Raw genomic sequence first — 22,398 nt, forward strand, 5'->3', positions numbered from 1 at the left:
CGACGCCCAGGACGTCGGCGAGCAGACCACCACCAACCAACCCCAGCCGGCAACCGCCGGCGCCAGATAAAACAGCCTCCACGAAACCCGGGGCTTGACACACGCCCACGTGGGCGGCGTTTGTCCCGGATCTGGACATTCCACCCAAACACGCACATTCCTAAACCGGAATAACCCCATAACCCAGGCGATAGATACCTTGACGGCCTGTCCGCGCTGCCAGGTACCGCCAACCCCTGCCACCGCTCGGAGACCTCTGCCAGAATCGACGCATGACCAGCGCTGATACCGGCGGCGCCCCCGCCACGCGCGGCCTGAGCGGCACCTCCGGAACTCGCCGCGCCGCCAGCACCCATGCTCCCGGTACCCACGTCCCCGGCATCCGCGCCGCCGATGCGCACACACCGATGGCCCCCGCCGCCCTGCGTGAACTCGCCGACGCACTGCGGGAGCGAATGCAGCGCGTTGTCATCGGCAAGACCGAGGCGATCGACCTCCTCCTGGCCACCTTCCTGGCCGGCGGCCACCTGCTGATCGAGGACGTCCCCGGCGTCGCCAAGACCACCCTGGCCCTGGCGCTCGCCCGCTGCCTGGACCTGTCCTCCTCCCGCATCCAGTTCACCGCCGACCTGCTCCCCGCCGACGTCACCGGGGTGAGCGTCTACGACCAGTCCACCCGCGAGTTCCGCTTCCACCCCGGCCCGGTGTTCGCCGGCGTCGTCGTCGCCGACGAGATCAACCGGGCCACGCCCCGCACCCAGTCCGCCCTGCTGGAGGCCATGGGGGAGGGGCAGGTCACCGTCGAGGGCCGCTCCCTGCCCCTGCCCGACCCGTTCATCGTCATCGCCACCCAGAACCCCCTGGAGATGGAGGGCACCTTCGCCCTGCCGGAGGCCCAGCGCGACCGCTTCATGACCCGCCTTACCATGGGCTACCCCGACGCCGACGCCGAGGCCACCATGCTGCTCGCCCGCGGTGGCGCCGATCCGCTGGCCGAGCTCGCCCCCATCGCCTCCGAGCACGACGCCCGCGCGGCCCGCACCGCCGTCGCCGCCCTGCGCCTGGCCCCTGCCGTAGCCCGCTACATCGTCGCCCTGGTGTCCGCCACCCGCAACGACGCCGCCATCGCCCTGGGCGCCAGCCCCCGCGCCGGCCTCCACCTGGCCGCGGTGGCCCGCGCCCGGGCCGCCATGGCGGGCCGCGGCTTCGTCTCGCCCGACGACGTCGCCCGCGCCGCCGCCTATGTGCTCGCCCACCGGCTTGTCCCTGCCGGCCACTACGCCAATGCCGCCGACGCCCTCGCCGCCGCCACCGAGGCCCTGGAGCGCATCGTCGCCCGCACGCCCGTCCCGGCGGAGAGCTGAGCCGATGCCGGCGGAGTCTCAGCGCCCGGGGTCACCGACGGGTCCCGGACGTGCGCGCCCCCGGCGCCCCGCCTATCGGCGCGTGACGAGGGGCCGTCGCCCGCGTCGGCCCCGTGGCATCCCATGGGCGGCGCCGACGCCGACCGGCTGTCAGGTCCTGCTCCTGGCGTCGGCACTGACGGCGGGTGGCGTCTGGGCCGGTCTGTCGCTGCTGCGGAACCTCGGCCTGCTCCTTGCCTCCCTGGCCGCCGCAGGCCTGCTGGCCGGCTGGATGATGGCGCTCTCCGCTCGGCCGCGCCTGCGCCTGACGGGACCGGGTGATGTTCGCGCCGGCGAGAGGGCCGTCTGGCGGCTGGCCGTGACCACCCGGCTGCCCCGGTGGGTCCCCCTGTGGGTCTCCTGGCGCGTTGACGGCGCCCGGTTCCTGATCCCCGTCACGGCCGGCGGTTGTGCGATCTCCTACACCCCACCGCGGCGCGGCCGACTGAGGGCCGGTGTGGAGCGGCTGACCTGCTACGACCCGCTCGGCCTCGCGCGCGCCCGCATCCCGGCGGACGGCGACGGCGACATACTGGTGCTGCCGCGCCCACTTCCCCCGCCCCCGCAGGCCATTGCCGCCCTCCCGGACGCGGCGGATACCGAGGCGGGCGCCTCGGTGGCGCGCGCTCGCGGAGCCGGTGGCCGTATCCAGCCCGGCAACCTGCGCGACTACCGGCCCGGCGACTCCCTCGGCGCCGTCCACTGGCGGCAGTCCGCGCGGGTGGATCGGCTGCTCGTCGTCGACCGGGAGCACGAGCGCAGGCGGGCGCGTCGGCTGCGCCTGGACGTGCGGGCGAATGCGTACGCGGCGGGCTCTGACACGCCCGAATCATTGCCGGGCGCAGCCGCCTTCGAGACCGCGGTGAGTCGGGCCGCCGGGGTTATCGAGGCCTGGATGCGCGAGGGGCACGCGGTCGAACTGCGCCTCGGTGCCGAGCGCCACCGTGCCGCCCCGGCACACGGAGTCATGCTGCTACGGCGCCTGGCGGTCGTGACAACCGTGGCTGCAGCGGGCGCCGACGGTGCCACCGCGCCTGCCGCAGGGGCCCCCACCGCTCCCGGCGACGACAGGCTCGAGGCGGGCCCGCCTCACAAGATGCCGGAGCGCGACGCCGACGTGGTCATCACCGGCGTCGCCGCCGACCCACCACCACAGCCGGCGGCGGGCGGACACCTCTTGCAGGTCGACCGGGCGCCGGATCCCTACAGCGCCCCCACGCCGCAGCCGGCGCGCACGGCCGTGCTGCGGGAGACGAGCACGGGTGTGGCCGGAGGGCCTGCTCGCCTCCCGGGAGCCGCTTCGCAGTCCGCGGCCGCCAAGCGGCCGCCGCTCCGCACCGCCCGCTGGCAGCCGCTGGCGGCCGCGGTCAGTGTGGTGGCCTTGTGGCATCTGGCCACCATCGCACTGGTGCCGCTACTGAGCCCCGAGCCGTGGGCGGCCCGCAGCCTGGCCGTTGCCGCCGCCACCGTGCTGGTCCCGGCCCTGGTGCGCACCGCCCGGCCCCAAAGAGCCGGACTCGCCTGCGCCGCGGGACTGGCCGCAGGTACCGGGGCGCTGCTGTGGTGCTGGCGCGGCACCGGTCAGGCGAGCGCCTGGCTCGCCGACCCGGTGGGGCAGTTGCGCGCCGGCGGCGCCATGCTGCGCCACGGCATCGCCCCGTTGACCACCGGCGGCGTGCTCGGCTTCGCCCTGTGCCTGCTCACCCTGCTGCTCGCATGGGTGTGTGCGCTCATGAGCGCGGGCGGCGCAGACCGCTGCGGCCTCACCGGGCTGGTCCCGGCCGCCGCGGTGCCGGCTCCCGGCATCGTCCTGGGCCGGAACCCCGACGACGCCGTGGTGCTGGCCGCCGCGGCCGGCGTGCTCGCGCTTATCATCACCTCGGCTCCTTCGCCCGCCGTCGGAGGGGCCCGGGCGCGCGGGCGGGCCGGGAGCCTGGCCGGTGTTACGGCGGTGACCGCGCTGGCAGCCGCTCTGGCCGCAGGCGCCGTGTCCCTCGCCCCGGCCCTGCCCGCACGGGCCTGGAGCTGGAACGTCTCCGGTGCGGGCGCCGCGACGGTCTCCGTACCGGAGACGACGCTCGCCCTGGGGAAAGACCTGGTGCGCGGGTCGAAGGCCACTGTCTTCGAATACACCACCGAGGGCGTACCGCCGGGTGCCGACCTGCGCTTCACCCTCGCCGTCATCCGCGACCTCGACGGCGAGGTCTGGGAACCGCTCGACGAGCCGGGAACCACCGGGGTGAACAGCCTGGCGGAGCCCGCGGGCGTCGGCGCGCTGACCGCAAGCGGGGCGGTCGTCGCCGCCGGCCTGACGGAGTCCGACGTGCGCATCGGTGCCGCGGACCTGCAGCAGATTCACATCCGCATCCGGAACCTGTCCTCCACGCGCCTGCCGGTGGCCCAGTCGACGGTCATGATCAGGCGTGATCGCGCCCCGTCCGGTGGTACCGGCCTGGATCTGCGGAGCTGGGTGTGGGTGCCCGGCACCTCCACCGCCGTTTCCCGGGACGGTGCCACCGAGCTCGGGGCCCACTACACGGCGCTGGGCTGGAATGCGGTCGCCGGCGCGGACGGCGCCCCGCAGGTCTTCCCGCCCTACGCGGCCGTCGCCGCTGAGCCCGCCGCGCTTGCCGCCTACACGGACACGCCCCCGGGCTCCGACATGATCGCCGCCACCGCCCGAGAGGTGGTCGAGGCCGCGGGACTCGGTGGCTCCGACGCGGCCCCGGCCGCGCAGGCCGCTGCGCTTACCGCCTGGTTCCACACCGGCGGCTTCGCGTACGACGAGTCCGCCCCGGGCGGCTTCGACACTGCCGACGTCCCGCCTGTGGAGACGATCGCCAGCTTCCTGGATGAGCGCCGTGGGTACTGCGTCCACTACGCCGCCGCCTTCACGCTCATGGCCCGCAGTCTCGGCCTGCCCACCCGCATCGCCATCGGCTACGCCTCCCGCGCGGGGGAGGCGACCACGAGCGTGTCCGGTCGGGACCTGCACGCCTGGCCCGAGGTCTGGTTCGACGGCGTCGGCTGGGTGGCCTTCGAGCCAACTCCGGGCGGTGCCGGGGCACGCGCCGACACCGGCACCACCGTGCCGTCCGAGCCCACTGCCGAGGGAACCACGACTGCGGCGAGTGCGTCGGCCCGGGCCACGCCGACGACGGTACGTCCCACCGCCTCCGGGAAGGCGGCACAAGCCAGCACCGTTCGCGTGACGGTGCTCGGCGCCTGGCTGGGCCGACACCGGCTGTGGCCGCTCGGCGCGGTGTGCGTTGCGCTGCTGCTGGCCGCGCCGGCTCTGGTGCGCGTCGGTAGGCGCCGTCGTCGGCTACGGCGTATTCGCGACGGCGACCGTCCCGCCGCCGCGGCCTGGGAGGAGCTGGCCGATACCGCCGCGGACCTGGGCCTGTGGAATGCGGCCGGGCGCGGCGACCGTGGCGGCGGAGGTGCCGGTGAGGCGGCCCGGCGTGCCGGACCGCGTGCGCGCACACACGAGGCCCTGGCGGAGTACTTGGCCGCCGCCCCCGGGCTGAGTGCCGACGTGCGGCGCGCCCTGGAGGAAGTGGCCGAGGCCGCCGTGGCCGAGGCCTACGCCGGCGGGACCGGGGGAACGCCGGATGCTGCGGAGCGCGGCAACGGCACCGGGGAGGACGCCGAGGGCGGCGCGGATGACGGCACTGCCGACGAGCGGCGGCGCCTGACCCGGCGGCTGCGCACCGCGACCACGGGCCTGGCCCGGACGACGCCGTCGGTCCTCCGCCTGCGCGCCCGGCTGCTGCCCGCGAGTCTGTGGCGCCGTCGCTGACGCGTCTCGCGGCATACGCCGGAGTAATGGGCGGTGGAGGTGGGCAGGTGGTCGCGTCGCAGGTCGGCGTGTGCAGGAGCCCACACGAGTGCGATGCTGCGCTCCACACATGAGAAGATGACCCGAGCAGCGCGCGACCGTCGGGGCGGTGAGCGCCGGACAGGAAGGCACATCAAGATGGCGCTCTTTGATCTCAAGGACGACCGGCTTCAGCCCGCGGTTCTAGGCCGCCCCGCCACCGATGCGGACCGCAGCGCAGTCCTGTCCGCGGTGCGTCGGCAGATTGCCGAGGTGCTGCACCGGCCGCTGCTGCCCGTCTGCTGGGACCAGGTCGTCGGCGGGGACGCCCTGACGGCGCTCGACGCGGCCGGCCAGGTGGTCACCATCGAGGTCATCGATGTGCTGGACTCCACCGCGCTGCTACTGGCCATGGCTCGTGCTACCAATGCCGCCTGCACCGGCCGCGCTCAGCTCGCCGCCCGCTACCCCGGCGGCCCATCCGCCTTCGAGAAGGACTGGGACCGCTTCCGCGGCAGCATGCCCGCCAGGGCCGAGCCCGGTCCGCGGCTGACCCTGCTGACCACCGAGATCGCCGCCGATGTGCGCACGTCCTTCGGCATGATCGCCGAGTCCGGCGTGGAGCTGCACGAGCTGCGGGTCCGCTCCACCGAGGACGGGCGTGCGCTGGTGTCGGTGGAACAGCTGCGCACCGACGCTGCCAGCCAGGCGCCGGTTCTGAACTGGCAGGCTGCCGCGCCCGCGGTGGAGACGGAGGACGATCCGCAGCCCGACGACGCCACCGCGCCCACCCCGGTGATCGAGCCTTCCAGCCCGCAGGCCGACGTCCCGGCTACGTCGGCTCCCGCGGGCCCCAACAGCGGGCACCGCCTGGACGCGGCCGTGCTGGGCGCCGAGCCCACCGTCCCCTCCGGCGAGGCCTCGGAGCGGGCCCTGGCGGGCATCGCCCAGACCATCGAGACCCCGGCCACCCTGGTGTGGCTGCGCCGTCGTCGCGGCATCGACCACCGGGCGACCCTGGCCGCCGACGGCACCATCACCCTGGCCGACGGCGCCACCTTCCGCGACCCCTCCGCAGCGGCCAATGCCGCCCAGCGCACCCAGGACATCGACGGTTGGCGGGTGTGGCGCGTCGGCGTCGGCGGCCCGAGCCTGCGTGACCTGCTGGCCTGAGGCCAGGAGCAGGGCGGCTGAGGTGACCCGGTCGCCCGCGGAGCAGCGGGGAAAGGCCTGTCACGCGCTCAGCCGGTGATGCCGAGACGCCGGCCCAGCCAGTCGAGCTGATCCCGCAGCGCCACCGACCACACCGCCCAGGTGTGCCCACCGGGGTACTCGCGCTCCGTCACCGTCATGCCCGCGCGCATGGCCGCGTCGGCGACGGTGGGCACGACCTGCGCGTAGCGGCTGTCGCCGGTGCCCACCGACAGCACCCCGGCCACGCCCGCGTAGCGGCCCGCCGGCGCGGCCGCCAGCAGGGACAGCGGATCGTTGGCCGCATAGGCGGCCCGATCCCCGCCGAAGCCGACCTCAAGGGTGCGCTGCTCCGATCCCAGGGTGGGGTGCTCCTCGGCACTCATGGCCAGGAAGGTGGGGTACACCTGCGGGGAGCGGGACACCGCCTGCAGGGCGCAGGTGCCCCCGTTGGACAGCCCTCCGACCGCCCAGTGGGCGGCGTCGTCATCCACCTGCAGGTGACTGCGGATCCACGCGGGCACGTCCCGCTCCAGGTAGGTGGCCACCTTCCCGCCGCGCACCGTGTCCGCGCACAGCGGGTTGCGGTAGGGGCTGCCCAGCATGTCCACGACCACCACCACCGGCGCCAGGCCGGCGTGCGCCGCGGCGTAGGCGTCCAGCGAGTCCTTCAAGCCGCCCAGCTCGAACCAGTCCGAGGGGCTGCCCGGCTGCCCTGTCAGCAGCACCAGCACCGGCAGCGCCGGACGCTGCGGCGTCAGATAGGCCGGGGGGAGGTAGATGTAGGCGTCGCGGGGCTGGAAGCCGGCGGTGCCGGACTGGTCGCCGGCGGGGATGGCGGCGGTGACGACGGCGCCCTGATCCGGCATGTCCGCGGGTGCCCGCCACGTCTCCTCCAGGACGCCCGGGCCGCGCTCGGGGTGCCGGGGCAGGGAGGCCGCGGCCGTCAGGGACTCCAGCGGCGTCGTCGCCACTCCCAGCCCCAGCACTGCGGCTGCCGACGGGTAGGCGGCGAAGAAGGCGTTGACGGCCAGGCAGGCGGCAGCCACGGTGGCGGTGATGCTCCCGCCCGATCCGGCCGCGCGCACCAGGCGGCGCCGGTGGGCGTGCACGCGGGCGCGGTCGGCGGCCGCATCCCCGCCGAGCAGCACCTGGACGACGACGGTCGCGGTCAGCCCCACCCACAGCCACACGGTGGCGCCCACACCATCGGCGAAGGGGCGCCACAGGCAGTCGACGGCCACCCAGCAGGCCACCCCGATGCCCGCCCCGGACAGCGGCGCGGCGAGCTGGCGCCGCCAGGGCAGGTGCCGGGTGCGGGTCAACCACACCAGTGCCGCCACCGCCATGACGGCGCCAAGGCAGGCGGGCCCCATCCACGGGTGCAGCAGCCGCACCTGCCGCAGCAGCTGTACCACGCCGTCACTCATGGCTCACCAGCGCCCGGGCGAAGCGGGCCGCCTGCACGGGGCTGAGGCCGGGCAGGTAGGCGCGGGCGATCGCCAGCCCCACCGCGGGCAGATCAATGGCCTCCGGCACCGCCAGGTACATGGGCACCGCCCGTGGCTGAAACTTCCGCTTGAAGGAGTGCAGGGAGGCGAAGCCGTAGGCGGGTTCCAGCAGCCGGGCCAGCCGGTCCAGCACCGGGTCCAGGCGGGCGGCGGCCGCACCCGGGCAGGGGACGTCGGCGGAGCGGGCCAGCGGCGCGCCGGACAGCGACAGCAGCTCCAGTCCCTCGGCCTGCGCGTCCTGGACGGCGCGGGCGATCAGGTACTCGATGGCGGGGCGCCAGCCGCCCTTCCGACGGCGCATGACGTCCAGGGTGAGACCGATGACCTCGTCCTCGCGGTGCACCGGCAGCCAGGAGGTGACGGCATGGACGGTGCCCTCGGAGTCGACCGCCAGCAGCAGGCGGGTGTCGGCGTCGTCGAGCTCGGGCAGTCCGCCGAGGGTGAAGCCCATCTCCGGCAGCACCTGGTCGTGGGCCCACTCCTGCGAGATGGCGCGGATCTGGTCGCGCCAGCCGGCCGGTGCGGTCTCCCAGGTGGTCCACCGGGCGCTGATGCCCTCGCGCCGGGCGTGGTTCAGCGCGGTGCGCACGTCCTGGAAGGCCTTGCCGCGGAAGGCCAGGCCCTCCAGGTCGATGACCGCCTCCTCGGCCACCTGGAGCACGGTCCAGCCCCGCGCCCGCGCGGCCCGCATCACCGGCTCGTGCACGGAGTACAGGGCCGGGATGAGGCCGGCGTCGGCGGCGAAGGCGGAGAACTCGTCGACGGCGCCCTCCACGCCGGCGGGTGTGGCGGCAGGGTCGCCGAGCGTCAGGGCGACGCCCCCGCCGACGCGATAGGCGAAGCCGGCGTCCCCGTCGGGGTTGATCCACGCCTGGTTGCCGCGCCAGGTGAGCATCCAGCCGAGGGTGCCCGCGCCGTGTGCGCGCACCAGTGCGCCCAGCTCCTTCTGCCGCGCCCCTGCGGCGGTCAGGCGGGCCAGCCGGGTCAGGCGCGCACGGTGCCACACGGCCAGCAGGCTGAAACCCAGCAGCAGCGGTGCGATCACCCGGGCCGAGTGCTGGGCGCCCGCGGCCCAAAGGAGTGTGCCGACGACGGCGAGCAGTCCGGCGACGGTCCCGAGCAGCGTCAGCCCGATGGTGCGGTAGCGCGCCGCCCGGCGCGGACGCGACCAGCGGGACGGGTGCGCCGTCGGCTGTGAGGGTTTGGGCAGCGGCGTCGTCGAGGTGAGTGCCGGGGGTAGCGCAGGTGAAGCGGTGGGCCCGGCGCTTGGGGCGGGTAGGGGAGCCCAGGCGGGCCTGAGCGCCGGGGTGGGGGTGCCCAGGGGGGTGCTGGGGGAGGGCGTCGCTGCGATGGAGGGAAGAGGCGGTGAGACGGCTGGGGCGGACATGCCTTAATCGTGCGCGGCGGGTGGTGTGGGTCACCTCGGCCCGGCGGATGAACGAACCCTGAACGTGAGTCGGCCGCAAGTCGGGGACATCCCCTACCTCCGGGTGGGGGTCGTGAGGACGAAAGTAGCCCGGGCAGTTCGCCCGTCGGTCGCCTACTGCGAGCTTTTGTACCCTGGTGCACGGCAAATTCCCGTACAGCAGGGCACAAAAGCTCGGAACAGACGGTGAATGCGTGTCATACGCGCGTCGGTGGGGCCGCTGAGGGCGTCAGGTCAGCACGTAGCCGCGCAGCCAACGGCGCAGCGCGGAGTAGACCTGCTCGCGCACGGGCGGGGCCGACAGCACCAGGTCGTGGACGGCGCCGTCGAACCGGGCCACGGTCACCAGCTTGCCCAGGCCGATCGCCCGGCGGGCGGTGGCGTCGGCGTCGACGACCGTGTCGGTGCTGCGCGCCTGCGGCGTCCAGGTCACGCTCAAGTGGCTGCGGGCCGATCCCATGGACAGGATCGGGCAGCGCACATCCAGGCCCGCGGCCACCCGCGCCTGACCGGCCAGGATCGCCAGCAGCCAGCCGGGGCGGATGGGCGCCGCCGGGACGATCTTCCAGCGCCGGTCGACGTTCCAGCCGGTGATGTAGGGATCGTCGGCCCAGGTGGGGTCGGGCAGCTCGCCGTCCCGTTCGGGCCTCCAGCCGTCGGCGAGGGAGTAGAGGGACTCCGGCGGGTAGGTGGGGGTGGGGATCACCATGCGCGGGTCGCGGCGGGCGAGCGTGCGCACCACCGGCTCGCCCACGAGCCGCACCGGTACGGCCCCCTGGATCTCCAGCCAGGCGGAGTTCAGCACCAGCGCGGAGACGGCTCCGGGATGGCGGTCGGCCCACAGCGCGGCGGTCAGCCCGCCGGTGGAGTGCCCGTACAGGACGGTGGGCAGCTCCCACCCCTCGGTGGCGTGGATGGAGGTCAGGGCCAGGCCGATCTCCTCGTCGTAGTCGTTCAGCGAGGTGACCCAGCCGAGCATCTGTCCCTCGCGCAGGGAGCGTCCGTAGCGGCGCAGGTCCAGGGCGTAGAAGGCGCCGCCGAGGCGTGAGATCTCCCGGGCGAAGTCCGCCTGGAAGAAGTAGTCGTTCCAGCCGTGCAGGTACAGGAAGGCGAAGCGCGGCGTCGTGGGGGTGCCGGGCAGGGCGGCGGGGTCCAGCGCGGGCACGTGGTGGACCAGGGTGGCGACGGCGTCGTCGTCCTCCGGGTCGGGCAGCAGCCGCAGGGTGCGGGCGCGGAAGCCCGGCCCGAGCACGTCGGGGCCCCAGGCGTCGACGGGGGCGCTGTCAACGGGGTCTGTGGGGTCTTCGGATGCGCTCACCGGCCCGGCTCGTCCTCGGCCAGGAAGCCGCGCAGGGCGGCGTCCATCTGGTCGGCCTCTATGAGGAAGCCGTCGTGCCCGTGCAGGGAGTGGATGGTGGCCCTGCGGGTGTCGGGGATGCCGACGGTCAGCTCCTCGGCCTGCGCCGGCAGGAAGAGCCGGTCGGAGTCGACGTCCACCACGAGCGTGCGGGCGGTCACCGTGCTCAGGGCCGCGTCGATGCCGCCGCGTCCGGCGCCGACGTCGTGAACCATCATGGAGTGGTTGACGATCAGGTAGGTGTTGGCGTCGAAGCGGGCCAGCAGCTTGCCGGAGTGGTGGTCCAGGTAGGACTCGATCTGGTAGCGGCCGCCGACGGCGGGGTCCTCCTGCCCCTGGTGGGCGCGGCCGAAGCGGGTGTCCAGCTCCCCGGCGGAGCGGTAGGTGGTGTGGGCGATGGCGCGGGCCAGCCCCAGGCCGCGCACGGGGCCGACGCGGTGGTTGTAGTAGTCGCCGTCGAAGAAGTAGGGGTCGCCGACGATGGCCAGCTCCTGCAGGTGGCACCAGGCGAGCTGGTCGGCGGTGGTGGAGGCGCCGGTGGCCACCAGCGCCAGGTTGCGCACGCGCTCGGGGTTCATCACGCCCCACTCCAGGGCGCGGTGCCCGCCGAGCGAGGCGCCGATGACCAGGTGGAAGGTGTCGATGCCGAGGGCGTCCGCCAGGCGCGACTCCGCGCGCACGGCGTCGCGGGTGGTCAGCCAGGGGAAGCGCGAGCCCCAGGGGCGCCCGTCCGGGGCGGTGGAGGAGGGGCCGGTGGAGCCCTGGCAGCCGCCCAGGATGTTCGCGGCCACCACGTAGTAGCGGTCGGTGTCGATGGCGCGGCCGGGGCCGACCAGCGTGTCCCACCAGCCGGGGGTGGGGTGGCCGGGGCCAGCCTCGCCGGTGACGTGGGAGTCGCCGGTCAGGGCGTGCAGCACCAGGACGGCGTTGTCGCGCGCGGGCGCCAGCTGCCCCCAGGTCTCGAAGGCCAGGTGCGTCTCGGGCAGGATCTCGCCGGAGTCCAGGGGGAGGTCGCCGATCTCCAGGAAGTGGCGCCGGCCCGGGTCGTCGCCCGGACGCCAGGCGCCCGTGGGGGAGCCCGCCGAGCGGTCGACGAGCTTGAGGGTGGCCGTGCCGACGCCCGGCGCCTGTGAAATCGGCGAGGTCATGGCCGTCATGGTAGCCGGGGCGGCGGGTGGTGGGCGAGGGAGAGGTGCGTCTCGGGTGCCGGTGAGTGGCGGGAAAGGTGGGGCGGGAGTGTGCGGGCGGGTTCGGCGATGAAGGCGGTTGTGGCCCGCTCGACGGCGTCGCCCTGGCCGGTGATCAGGTGGCCGCCGGCGTAGCGTCACGAATTCGGTAGAACTTACGTGCCGAGATCGGTAGAAGTGACGTGCCGAGTTCGGTAGATCTTACGTGCCGAGTTCGGTAGATCTTACGTGCCGAGTTCGGTAGATCTTACGTGCCGAGTTCGGTAGATGTGGTGGTGGCGCGGCTGCGCGATGTTGTGGGGCGGTTGCCTCGGGGTTTGAGACGATCGAGCACCCGGCCTCGACATCGAATCACGACCTTGGGGTTCATTCCACGACCACCCCGGGGTCGTGGAATGAACCCCAAGGTCGTGCAACGGCAATCGGTGCTCCTCGGCCGTGCCCGCACACGCCTTGCCCGAGCACCGACGACGCCAGCCAGCCACAGCACCCAAACCGGAACTGCCGACATCCCGGATTGAGCCGAGTCTGCCCGGGCAACTCCGGTGTGCGTCGGCCTGGGTGGGAGGACGCACGCCGGAGCTGCCATATCTACCGATCTCGGCACGTAACTTCTACCGATCTCGGCGAGTGGGGTGGGAGATGGAGGTGGAGGCGGACGGGGCGGAGGCGGAGGGGGGCGGAGGTGGTGACGGCCTAGAGGGCGGCGACGGCGGCCAGGCCGCGCTCGAGGTCGGCGATGATGTCGTCGACGTGCTCGATGCCGATGCTCAGGCGCACCGTGCCGGCACTGATACCCGCGCGGTTCAGCTCCTCGTCGGTCAACTGGGAGTGGGTGGTCGTGGCCGGGTGGACACACAGGGAGCGGACGTCGCCGATGTTGGCGAGGTTGGAGAACAGGGACAGCGCGTCTATGAAGGCGGCGCCCGCCTCGCGGCCACCGACCAGGTCGAAGGCGAACACGCTGCCTGCGCCGCGCGGGCAGTACTTGCGGTGCAGCTCGTAGTAGGGGCTGGACTCCAGCCCGGCGTAGCGCACCTCGGCCACCTCGGGCCGGCCCTCGAGCCAGCGGGCGACGGCGAGGGCGTTGTCCACGTGGCGCTCCATGCGCAGGGAGAGGGTCTCGACGCCCTGGGCGAGCAGGAAGGAGTCCATGGGGCTCGCGGCGAAGCCGAGGTCGCGCTGGCCGGCCGTGTGGGCTCGCAGGATGAAGGCCATATTGCCCAGCGGGCTGCCGACGCCGAGGTCGCGCGCATAGACGAGGCCGTTGTAGGAGGGGTCGGGGGTGTTGAAGGCGGGGAAGCGCTCGGGCTGAGAGGCGTAGTCGAAGTTGCCGGAGTCGACGATCACGCCCATGACGGTGGAGCCGTGTCCGCCGAGGAACTTGGTGGCCGCGTGGACGATGATGTCCGCTCCCCATTCGAAGGGCCGGGTCAGGTAGGGGGAGGCGACGGTGTTGTCCACCACCAGTGGGATGCCGAGCGCGTGCGCGGCCTCGGCGATGGGCTCGATGTCGAGGATGTCGCCCTTGGGGTTGGGGATGGACTCGCCGAAGAAGCAGATGGTGCGCTCGTCGGCCAGTGCGGCCCAGGCGTCCGGGTCGCCGGGGTCGGTCACGAAGCGCGTCTCGATGCCCAGCTTGGGCAGGGTGTGGTTCAGCTGGTTGACGGTGCCGCCGTACAGGGAGGGGGAGGCGACGATGTTGCTGCCCTGCCCGCCCAGGGTGAAGAAGGTCAGGGCCTGCGCGGCCATGCCCGAGGCGACCAGGTGGGCGCCGATGCCGCCCTCGAGCGCGGCGATGCGGCGCGCGACGATCTGGTTGGTGGGGTTGTCCAGCCGCGTGTAGATGGGGCCCAGCGACTTCAGGTCGAAGCGGTCGGCGGCCTCCTGGGCGTTGGGGAAGACGAAGGAGGTCGACTGGTAGATCGGAATGGCCCGGGCGCCGGTTTCGGAGTCGGGGGTGTGGCCGGCCTGGACCTGCATGGTCTCGAAGTGCCAGCCGGTCGGGTCTGCGGGGGAGGGGACGTGCCCCGGGTTGCGGGACGGTGCTTCAGCCATGAGAGCTCCTTGATCGGTGACAGATCGGTGCCAGATCGGTGGCCGGCCGCGCGAGGTTTCCGGGCTGCGGAGGGCGGGGGACCGGCCGGATCTGTGGGGGAAACGCTACCGCAACGCAACATGTGACGAATGCCACGCAGGTGCGGCGCGTGTCGTAGATCCGCTTGATTCCGGGGTTAGTGGTAGGTGCTGCGGCTCGTGTGACTGTTGTGAAACCTGTTGTTCCTGTTTCTCATGTGCGCGTTGATGGGTACGGTATGCGAGAACACCCGGGGTGCGTCGGTCAAGGAGGCGCGCCGGAACACGTACGGAGAACCTGTGAGCACGACCCATCGCCCGCGCCGCTCAAGCGCACCCCTGCGCGCGAGCCTGATCGCCGCGGCACTCGCACTCGCCGTCACGCTCACCCCGGCTGTCGCCGATGAAGTGACCCAGGACGACATCGACCGCGCCAAGTCCGCCGAGCAGACGACGGAGGCATCCATCGCCTCGCTTGAGGCCTCCTTGGCTCAGCTGAGCGCAACGACCGCCGCCGCCGAGGTCGAGGCCGCCGCCGCCAACGAGGACTACCTCACCGCGCTCGACGAGCTCGACGCCGCCACCACCGACGCCGAGAACGCGCAGGCCGCCGCCGACGCCGCCGCCGAGGAAACGGATGAGGCGCGCACCGACCTGGGGGCCGTCGTCGCCGAGACCTACGAGCAGGGCAGTGCCGGCACCCTGGACTCCCTGGCGCCCTACCTGTCCGGTCAGTCCCTCGGCGACGCCACCGACGTCAGCGTCGCCCTGGATCGTGCCGGGGAGAACACCGACTCCCAGCTGCAGAGCGTCGAGGCCCTGCAGGCGGTCGCGGACACCATGCAGTCCATCGCCGACTCCAAGGTGGAGGCCAAGCAGACCGCCGCCGACGCCGCCGCCACCGCCAAGGCCGACGCCGACGCCGCCGCCGCGGCCGCACAGGCGGCACAGGCCTCCGCCGAGACCGAGCGCGCCAGCCTCATCGCCCAGCTCGCCGAGCAGCGCAACACCACCGTTGAACTGGAGACCGCCTACCAGGAGCAGCTGGAGGCGGAGCGCAAGGCGCGCGAGGAGGCCGCAGCCAAGGAGGCGGCTGAGCAGGCCGCCCGCGAGCAGGCCGCTCAGGCAGAGGCCGCCCGCAACAATGAGCAGCAGGGCGCGCAGACGCCGTCCGGTTCCTCCGAGGCTGCCTCGGGCTCCTCATCCGGGTCGTCCGCGCCCTCGTCGTCCTCCGGCTCCTCATCCCAGTCGGCGCAGAGCCAGCAGTCCTCGGGCGGCGGTTCGTCTTCGTCGGCTGGATCCTCGTCCGGTTCGTCGTCCCAGGGCTCGTCGTCCGGGAGCTCCTCCGGCTCCTCCTCACAGAGCTCGCGGCAGACGGCCACGACCACCAGCGCCTCGACGTCGGGCGGCTCCGCCAGCGCGGCGATTTCTGCGGCATACACCTACATCGGCGTGCCCTATGTGTGGGCGGGCGAGTCCTACGGCGGCGTCGACTGCTCGGGCCTGACCATGCTGTCCTACCGGGCGGCGGGCGTCTACCTGACTCACTCATCCCGGGCGCAGTACGGGCAGGGGGCGCTGATCCCGCTGTCCAGCGCCCAGCCTGGTGACCTGGTCTTCTGGTCCTCCAACGGCACCCAGTCCGGCATCTACCACGTGGCCATGTACCTGGGTAACGGTCAGATGATCGAGGCGCCCACCTTCGGCTACACGGTGCGCGTGACCTCCATGCGCTACTCCGGGATCATGCCCTACGCCGTGCGGCCCTGAGCGGCCGACGCCGTGGGCGCCGGGCCCGCCCAGGGCCGCCGGCCCCGGTCAGTGCCCCTCGCGGGCGATGCGTGCGGCCTCGCGCTCATAGGACCGGCGGATCTCCTCCTCGGCCTCCTCACGGCCGACCCAGTGGGCCCCCTCGACGCTCTTGCCGGGCTCGAGGTCCTTGTACACCTCGAAGAAGTGCTGGATCTCCAGGCGGTGGAACTCGGAGACGTCCTCGATGTCGGTGCGCCAGGAGGCGCGCTGGTCGCCGGCGGGCACGCACAGGACCTTGTCGTCGCCGCCCTTCTCGTCGCGCATGCGGAACATGCCCAGGGCGCGGCAGCGGATGAGGCAGCCGGGGAAGGTGGGCTCCTCCAGCAGCACCAGGGCGTCGAGCGGGTCCCCGTCCTCGCCCAGCGTGTTGTCGATGAACCCGTAGTCGTCCGGGTAGCGGGTGGAGGTGAACAGCATCCGGTCCAGCTTGATGCGCCCGGTGGTGTGGTCGAGCTCGTACTTGTTGCGGTTCCCCTTGGGGATCTCAATCGTGACGTCGAATTCCACGGGTGACTCCGTATCTCGCGTTGTCTGCGGGTGTGGGCGCCCCGATCGGTCGGGACGCCTGCCGACCCCCGACACGACGAGGACGGCGTCGCGCCGGAAGGGCCGGTCCGATGGCACTAGTGTGGACTACGACGGCGCATCCGGCGGGAAAAGCGATGCGGCCCGCCATGGACGTGGCCGTATTTGTCCGACTCGGACGCGCCCGCACACCGCATCAACGTCCGCCCGACCTCCGGAGGAGCCGTGCACAAGGCCCAGATCGCAGCCCTGACGGCAGCCACGCTCGTCGTCGTCGGCGCCTATTACGGCCTGGCCGACGCCCTCGACCTGGTGCCCGGCGTGCTGACCGCCTCGCCCGCCGACTACGCGGTGCAGCCCTTCCCCACCGCCTCCGCCGCCCCGCAGGAGCCCGAGGCCGCCTCCGGTCTGGATGCGGACGCGCCCGTCCCCGACGCCGCCGAGCTGGCCGCGCTGGCCGAGACGCTGGCCGGAGACAGGCGCGTCGGGGAGGGCACCACCGGCGTGTCGATCATGGACGTGACCAGCGGCGAGGAGCTGGTGGACCACGGCGCCTCCACCGCCCTGACTCCCGCCTCCTCCAACAAGCTGCTGGTGGCCTGGGCGGCCCTGTCGCTGATGGGCGCCGACCACACCCTGGAGACCAGGGCCGTCCTGGACGGCAGCACCGTCACCCTGGTCGGCGGCGGCGACGTCCTGCTGTCCGACGACGCCGGCGATCCGGACGCCACCGTCGGCCGCGCCGGCCTGGGCGACCTGGCCCGCGCCGCCGCCGCGCAGCTCCAGGAGCAGGGCGTCACCAGCGTGTCCGTGGCCCTGGACGACACCCTGTTCACCGGCCCCACCTGGAACAGTGCCTGGGCGGACGGCAACGAGTCCTGGGTCGCCCCCATCCAGCCGCTGATGGTGGACGTGACCGCCTACCCCTCCGGCGGCTATCCGGTCGACCCCGCCCTGGAGGCCGCCCAGACCTTCGCGGAACACCTGCGCAAGGCCGGTATCGAGGTGACCGGCACCGTCAGCCGGGCCGCGGCCGGTGAGGCCGCCACCGAGATCGCCGCCGTCACCTCCGCCCCGCTGGCCGACACCCTGGCCGTCTCCCTCAAGGCCTCGGACAACACCATGACCGAGGTCGAGGGACGGCTGGTGGCTCTGGCAGCCGGGGAGGAGGCCAGCTTCGACGGCGCCTCACGGGCCGTGCTCAGCCGGCTGCGGGACGACGGCTTCGACACGTCCGGCGTGACCCTGCGCGACTCCTGCGGCCTGGCCCTGGGGAACAAGGTCCCCGCCCGGCTGCTCGCCCAGATCATCGCCCGTGCCTCCGCGGCCGACGCCGGCACCGTGGGCCGCAGCCTCATGACCGCGCTGCCGGTGGGCGGACTGGACGGGACGCTGGACGACCGCTTCATCGGCATCTCCGGCGCCGGCACCGTGCGCGCCAAGACCGGCTCCCTGGACACCGTCGCCTCCCTGACCGGCACCGTGGTCACCGCGGACGGGCGACTGCTGGCCTTCAGCGTGATCGTGGACGGCTTCGCCGAGGGCGGCCTGTACTCCGCCCGCCTGGCCATCGACGACGACCTGGTCTCCCCGCTGGCCGCCTGTGGCTGCGGGGGCTGAGGGGCAGGCGGCGTGAGTAGGCAGCCGGATGGCGGTACGGCGGGGCGCAGCGCGGCCGACGGCGTCGACTGGGACGGCGCGCTGCGGCTCGCGCGGGTGGCCACCCCGGCCGGGCCGCAGGTGCCCGGGGCGGCCCGCCGCGGCGTCGTCGCGCTGCTGCGCCGCAGCGCCGACGACGCCATCCCCTGGGCGGCCCGCATCACCGGACTGAGCCGAGCGGCCCGGGAGGCGGCGGACACCACCCGGGTGCTGGTGGTGGATCGGGTGGGCGTGCAGCGGGCCAATGCCGCCTTCCTGGGCGCCCTCATGGGGCGGGTGCCGGACCCGGATGCACAGCACGGCCTGCTCGCCCCCGTCTCCCGCAGGCTCGTCACCGGCGCGGTGGCCGGCCTGCTCGGCCTGGTTTCCGCCCGCGTGCTCGGGCAGGTGCTGCCCGCCGGGGACGGCGAGCCCGGCCCCCGCATGCTGCTGGTGGCTCCCAATGTGCTGGAGCTGGAGCGGCGCCGCGACCTGGACCGACTCGACCTGCCCGCCTGGGTGACGCTGCACGAGGCCGCCCACGTCCTCCAGCTGGCCGCCGCCCCCTGGCTGACCGGTCACCTCGCCGCGCAGGTGAGCGAGGTCGCCACCGCGCTGATGCGCGCGCCCGGGGCGGGCGAGCCCGGCGGCCTCACCCGCCTGGCCCGGGCGCTGCGCGCTGATGCCTCCGCACGGCCCGGCGAGCCCTCGGCGCTGCTCACCGACCGCCTCGGTGCGGCCGAGCGGGAGCGGCTGGCCGCCGTCGCCGCCACCATGGCCCTGCTGGAGGGGCACGCCGAGGCGGTGCTGGACGCCGTCGAGCCCAGCCACATGCCGTCGGTCCACCGGCTGCGCGCGGTGCTGGGGCACTCCCAGGAGAGCGCGGCGGGCACGCTGCTCGAACGCGTGCTGGGCGTGGAGGCCAAGCAGATGCAGTACGCGGACGGCGCCGCCTTCGTGCGCGGCGTCGTCGGCCGGGTGGGGCACGCGGGGCTCAACGTGGTGTGGCGGGCGCCGGGGAACCTGCCCCGGCCCGAGGAGATCGCCCGGCCGCAGGCCTGGATCGAGCGGATGGGCCTGTAGCACGGGCCGGGGTGTGCGGATGCGGCGGGTCGCGGCGCGAGGGAGGCCCCCGGGACTGCACGCGTCGTGCACAACCGGGCCGTCCGGCCCGGGATCGGGCGGTGCGCGGTGTGAAAGGATGCGGGTGGGACTGGAGCCCGCGCGTCGGCCCGACGCCGCCCCAGCCGCCGCCAGTTGCTTGCCGGACGCTCAGCGGAAACGAGGAACTCATACATGGATGCCGCGGACATGGGACAGGACCTGCAGCAGGTGCTCATCACCGAGGAGGAGATCAACCAGCGGCTGGATGAGATGGCCGCCCAGATTGACGCCGACTACGCCGGGCACGACCTGCTGCTGGTGGGTGTGCTCAAGGGGGCCGTCTACGTGATGGCGGACCTGTCCCGGCGGCTGCACCGCTCGGTGCCGATGGACTGGATGGCGGTGTCCTCCTACGGCTCGGGCACCAAGTCCAGCGGGGTGGTGCGCATCCTGAAGGATCTGGACGCCGACATCACCGGCCGGCACGTGCTGGTGGTGGAGGACATCATCGACTCCGGCCTGACGCTGTCCTGGCTGCTGGGCAACCTGTCCAGCCGCGGCGCGGCCAGCGTGGAGATCGCCACCCTGCTGCGCAAGCCGGAGGCGGCCAAGGTGGATGTGGACGTCAAGTACGTCGGCTTCGACATCCCCACCGAGTTCGTGGTCGGCTACGGGCTGGACTACGCGGAGAAGTACCGCAACCTGCCGTTCATCGGCACCCTGCGCCCGGAGGTGTACGGGGGCTGAGGCCGTGGGCTTGGGCCGGGTGGAGCCGGCGCGCCTGGGGCCGCGCCGGGCATGTGTCCAACGATTGTCAGGGCAGGGGGTCGGGGATGACGTCGATCACGCCCATGCCGTAGGCGGTGTGTGACCCGACGTTGGTGTAGCGCGCCAGGGCCATTAGCCGGGAGAATGCGGCCGTGGTCGGAGTGCCGGTGGGGCCGCAGATGCGCAGTTCGCCGGCACGGGCGGGGATGCGCCGGTCAGCAAGTCGGCCGCGCCGGTCGCGGCGGGGCATGCCCAGGCCGACGTCGACGGCGTGGGTGGCGTCCTCCATGGCCAGGAGCCGTTCCAGGTGTGCATGCTCCGGCAGCGTGGGCGCGGTTTGGGGTGACCAGCGGCGCCAGCGGCTGTGGAGGCTGGTCGCCAGGGATGTTGGGGTGATGCCGGGCGAGTGTCGGCCCCGGGTGGTGAACACGGTGGGGGACAGCAGCTGGATGCTCCAGGCGTTGTGCTCGCAGGTGGCGGCCAGTTCCTCCCAGGAGGACTGCTCGAGCACCTGCGCTTCCAGGGCGGCGGCGAGGACCGTGTGCTCGGCGCCGTCGCCGAGCGGCAGTACGCCGCCCCAGGCGAGCCAGGCGTCGAGCGTGTCCAGGAGGTGATCGTTCAGGATACGCAGCTCGATTCCGATCATGCCCGGCGACTCGTCCATCTGGCCCAGGCAGTAGGGCTTGGGGCCGGGGGCGTCGTGCGGCGTGCGGTGGGCCAGGCTGGGCAGGTGCCGGGCGCGTGCGGGGGATATGCCCGCGGGCAGATCCAGTACGTGGCCCCAGGCCGCGTGGAGACGTCGGGGTGTGGCGTGGACGCGGGCGTCGACATCGAAGCGGATGTACACGGTAGCGGGCACGGTCACGCCTCCTGTGGTCTTGGACGCGTGTGCGTCACGACGTTGTGTGCGACGGCGGCGCGGTCAGGCGTGCCGCGCCGAGGTCATTTTGGCACCGATCTGGTGGTGGCGGGGATGTACAGGTGTATTAGTTCTTGGCGCATTTCGACGAAGTGTGTCGTTGTGCGGGGTGATGGGCCGGGCCGGGGCGGCGCCGGGAGGGGCGGCGTGACCGCGCCGGGAGGGCGGCGAGCGTGATACGGCTGTGGCGTGTGGTGCTGTTGGGGCGTGTGTGCCTGGTGTGGCGTGCGCCGGGAGGTCACAATTTGGTCTACGGTACAAAGATTGGTACGTTTTGACCCCGACTTTTCCGCATGACTTCGTTGAAAGTTGGTGGCTGGAGGGGCCTGGAGGGGTGTCGGTGGCGCTTGGCTTGTTTCCAACGAAAGGTGGTAGTTTTGGGGTGGTGCCAGTCGGTCCCGTGGGGTGCTTGCGGGGCCGGTGGCGATCTCGCCTCTGGAAGTGGCGGTATGACGCGGTTTCCAGGGGTAGGGGTCAGGAAGCACCTCGCACCTTCAGGTGCATTAAGACGCTAGGTAGGCGTTCTTCTCGTGATCGATGTGCAGCCGTCAGGAAGCACCTCGCACCTTCAGGTGCATTAAGACTTTCCTCGCTCCTCCAGGTGACCTCGTCGCGATGGTCAGGAAGCACCTCGCACCTTCAGGTGCATTAAGACCGCATAGTGCATGGTGTATGGCTTCGACGACGGTTGCCGTCAGGAAGCACCTCGCACCTTCAGGTGCATTAAGACGTGCAGGAGCCGCTGGGCAGTGTCGGTGATGGTTCTGGTCAGGAAGCACCTCGCACCTTCAGGTGCATTAAGACCCCCCCCATAGCCGGTGCATAGGGAACCGACGGTAATGTCAGGAAGCACCTCGCACCTTCAGGTGCATTAAGACGTTGCTCCTACAGGCTCAGATCGTTGTTCGTGGGAGTCAGGAAGCACCTCGCACCTTCAGGTGCATTAAGACGGTGGCCTCGACCTCGGCCTGGGCGGCGTCGGCCTCGTCAGGAAGCACCTCGCACCTTCAGGTGCATTAAGACCTTCCGCCACACGCTTGAACGGGACAAGCCACAAGCCGTCAGGAAGCACCTCGCACCTTCAGGTGCATTAAGACGGTGGCCTCGACCTCGGCCTGGGCGGCGTCGGCCTCGTCAGGAAGCACCTCGCACCTTCAGGTGCATTAAGACCTTCCGCCACACGCTTGAACGGGACAAGCCACAAGCCGTCAGGAAGCACCTCGCACCTTCAGGTGCATTAGGACCAGCACTGCTGGGAGGTGGCCGGTTCGGTATCCAGTCAGGAAGCACCTCGTACGTCCGGCTGCATTAGGGTTGGGGTGCGGGGTCGCAGCCGAGTTGCATTGGTAGTTGGCTGCGCCAGTGGCCGGTTTGATGCATGTCTATGGCCCCTTCAGTGCTCCGTTGGCTGGCGTTAGCAACGGGCTCTTCCGGTTTAGGGGCGTGGGGTAGACGCGGACGGCGCCTCGGTCTGGTGCGGTAGTGACTCGGGCCTGGCTGGTCGGTCTCGCCCGGTGTCAGTAGCCGAGCCCGCGGGCTGGTCGCGCGTGTCGAGCCGGATACGCACGGCGGTCAAGTCTCTTGGTGTGGTGTAGATCTGGTTATGCGGTGATGGCCATGATGGGGTGGGTGGTTTCGGCTTGTTCGTGGAGGATCCGTGT

Annotated in this window: 13 protein-coding genes, 1 pseudogene and 1 CRISPR repeat array; of the genes and pseudogenes, 7 read left to right on the forward strand and 7 right to left on the reverse strand. The window is 72.6% G+C overall.

The window, feature by feature from the left end; translation table 11 throughout:
- Window positions 1–272: 272 nt before the first annotated feature.
- From BLR49_RS07485 to BLR49_RS07495, 3 genes are all read left to right on the forward strand, one after another.
- A complete protein-coding gene (locus tag BLR49_RS07485; RefSeq protein WP_245690542.1) occupies window positions 273–1,364 on the forward strand; it encodes an AAA family ATPase in 1,092 nt (363 codons plus the stop codon).
- Window positions 1,365–1,446: 82 nt separating this feature from the next.
- Complete coding sequence (locus BLR49_RS07490) at window positions 1,447–5,205, forward strand: transglutaminaseTgpA domain-containing protein (RefSeq protein ID WP_176765813.1); 3,759 nt, start codon at window positions 1,447–1,449, stop codon at window positions 5,203–5,205.
- Between the two features lie 177 nt (window positions 5,206–5,382).
- The gene (locus BLR49_RS07495; RefSeq protein WP_092535783.1) at window positions 5,383–6,396 is read left to right on the forward strand and encodes a restriction system modified-DNA reader domain-containing protein; all 1,014 of its coding nucleotides are present in this window, start codon (window positions 5,383–5,385) and stop codon (window positions 6,394–6,396) included.
- Window positions 6,397–6,464: 68 nt separating this feature from the next.
- Here BLR49_RS07495 and BLR49_RS07500 read toward each other — a convergent pair whose 3' ends face one another.
- From BLR49_RS07500 to BLR49_RS07520, 5 genes and pseudogenes are all read right to left on the reverse strand, one after another.
- Window positions 6,465–7,844, reverse strand: coding sequence for an alpha/beta hydrolase (locus BLR49_RS07500; RefSeq protein ID WP_092535786.1), 1,380 nt, complete (start codon window positions 7,842–7,844; stop codon window positions 6,465–6,467).
- Window positions 7,837–8,943, reverse strand: a pseudogene (locus BLR49_RS07505) (bifunctional lysylphosphatidylglycerol flippase/synthetase MprF); the annotation flags it as partial. The pseudogene BLR49_RS07505 and the gene BLR49_RS07500, both read right to left, overlap by 8 nt.
- 637 nt (window positions 8,944–9,580) lie before the next feature.
- Window positions 9,581–10,669, reverse strand: a complete 1,089-nt coding sequence (locus BLR49_RS07510; protein ID WP_092535792.1) for an alpha/beta hydrolase — start codon at window positions 10,667–10,669, stop codon at window positions 9,581–9,583.
- Window positions 10,666–11,856 (reverse strand): homoserine O-acetyltransferase MetX, encoded by a 1,191-nt coding sequence (gene metX / locus BLR49_RS07515; protein WP_425425761.1) that lies wholly within the window; start codon window positions 11,854–11,856, stop codon window positions 10,666–10,668. The genes BLR49_RS07510 and metX overlap by 4 nt, the downstream gene beginning before the upstream one ends.
- Before the next feature lie 735 nt (window positions 11,857–12,591).
- A complete protein-coding gene (locus BLR49_RS07520) occupies window positions 12,592–13,953 on the reverse strand; it encodes an O-acetylhomoserine aminocarboxypropyltransferase/cysteine synthase family protein (protein ID WP_092535798.1) in 1,362 nt (453 codons plus the stop codon).
- A gap of 318 nt (window positions 13,954–14,271) precedes the next feature.
- Here BLR49_RS07520 and BLR49_RS07525 point away from each other — a divergent pair, with 318 nt between their 5' ends.
- The gene (locus tag BLR49_RS07525; protein ID WP_245690543.1) at window positions 14,272–15,741 is read left to right on the forward strand and encodes a C40 family peptidase; all 1,470 of its coding nucleotides are present in this window, start codon (window positions 14,272–14,274) and stop codon (window positions 15,739–15,741) included.
- A 48-nt stretch (window positions 15,742–15,789) separates the two neighbouring features.
- Here the strand turns inward: BLR49_RS07525 and BLR49_RS07530 are convergent, their stop codons facing one another.
- Entirely contained in the window at window positions 15,790–16,290 is a 501-nt protein-coding gene (locus tag BLR49_RS07530; RefSeq protein WP_092535804.1) for an inorganic diphosphatase, read from the reverse strand.
- Window positions 16,291–16,533: 243 nt separating this feature from the next.
- On the opposite strand from BLR49_RS07530, the gene dacB reads away from it, so the two are divergent.
- From dacB to hpt, 3 genes are all read left to right on the forward strand, one after another.
- Window positions 16,534–17,928, forward strand: coding sequence for a D-alanyl-D-alanine carboxypeptidase/D-alanyl-D-alanine endopeptidase (gene dacB / locus BLR49_RS07535; RefSeq protein WP_092535858.1), 1,395 nt, complete (start codon window positions 16,534–16,536; stop codon window positions 17,926–17,928).
- A 12-nt stretch (window positions 17,929–17,940) separates the two neighbouring features.
- The gene (locus BLR49_RS07540) at window positions 17,941–19,029 is read left to right on the forward strand and encodes a zinc-dependent metalloprotease (protein WP_092535806.1); all 1,089 of its coding nucleotides are present in this window, start codon (window positions 17,941–17,943) and stop codon (window positions 19,027–19,029) included.
- A gap of 213 nt (window positions 19,030–19,242) precedes the next feature.
- Entirely contained in the window at window positions 19,243–19,797 is a 555-nt protein-coding gene (hpt, locus tag BLR49_RS07545; protein WP_092535809.1) for a hypoxanthine phosphoribosyltransferase, read from the forward strand.
- 67 nt (window positions 19,798–19,864) lie between these two features.
- On the opposite strand, the gene cas6 is transcribed toward hpt, so the two are convergent.
- Window positions 19,865–20,683, reverse strand: a complete 819-nt coding sequence (cas6, locus tag BLR49_RS07550; RefSeq protein ID WP_245690544.1) for a CRISPR system precrRNA processing endoribonuclease RAMP protein Cas6 — start codon at window positions 20,681–20,683, stop codon at window positions 19,865–19,867.
- Window positions 20,684–21,210: 527 nt separating this feature from the next.
- Window positions 21,211–21,981: a CRISPR direct-repeat array (repeat unit 37 nt; unit sequence GTCAGGAAGCACCTCGCACCTTCAGGTGCATTAAGAC).
- The last annotated feature ends 417 nt before the right edge of the window (window positions 21,982–22,398 follow it).

The sequence above is a fragment of the Actinomyces ruminicola genome (genome assembly GCF_900103885.1).
Lineage (GTDB): Bacteria > Actinomycetota > Actinomycetes > Actinomycetales > Actinomycetaceae > Actinomyces > Actinomyces ruminicola.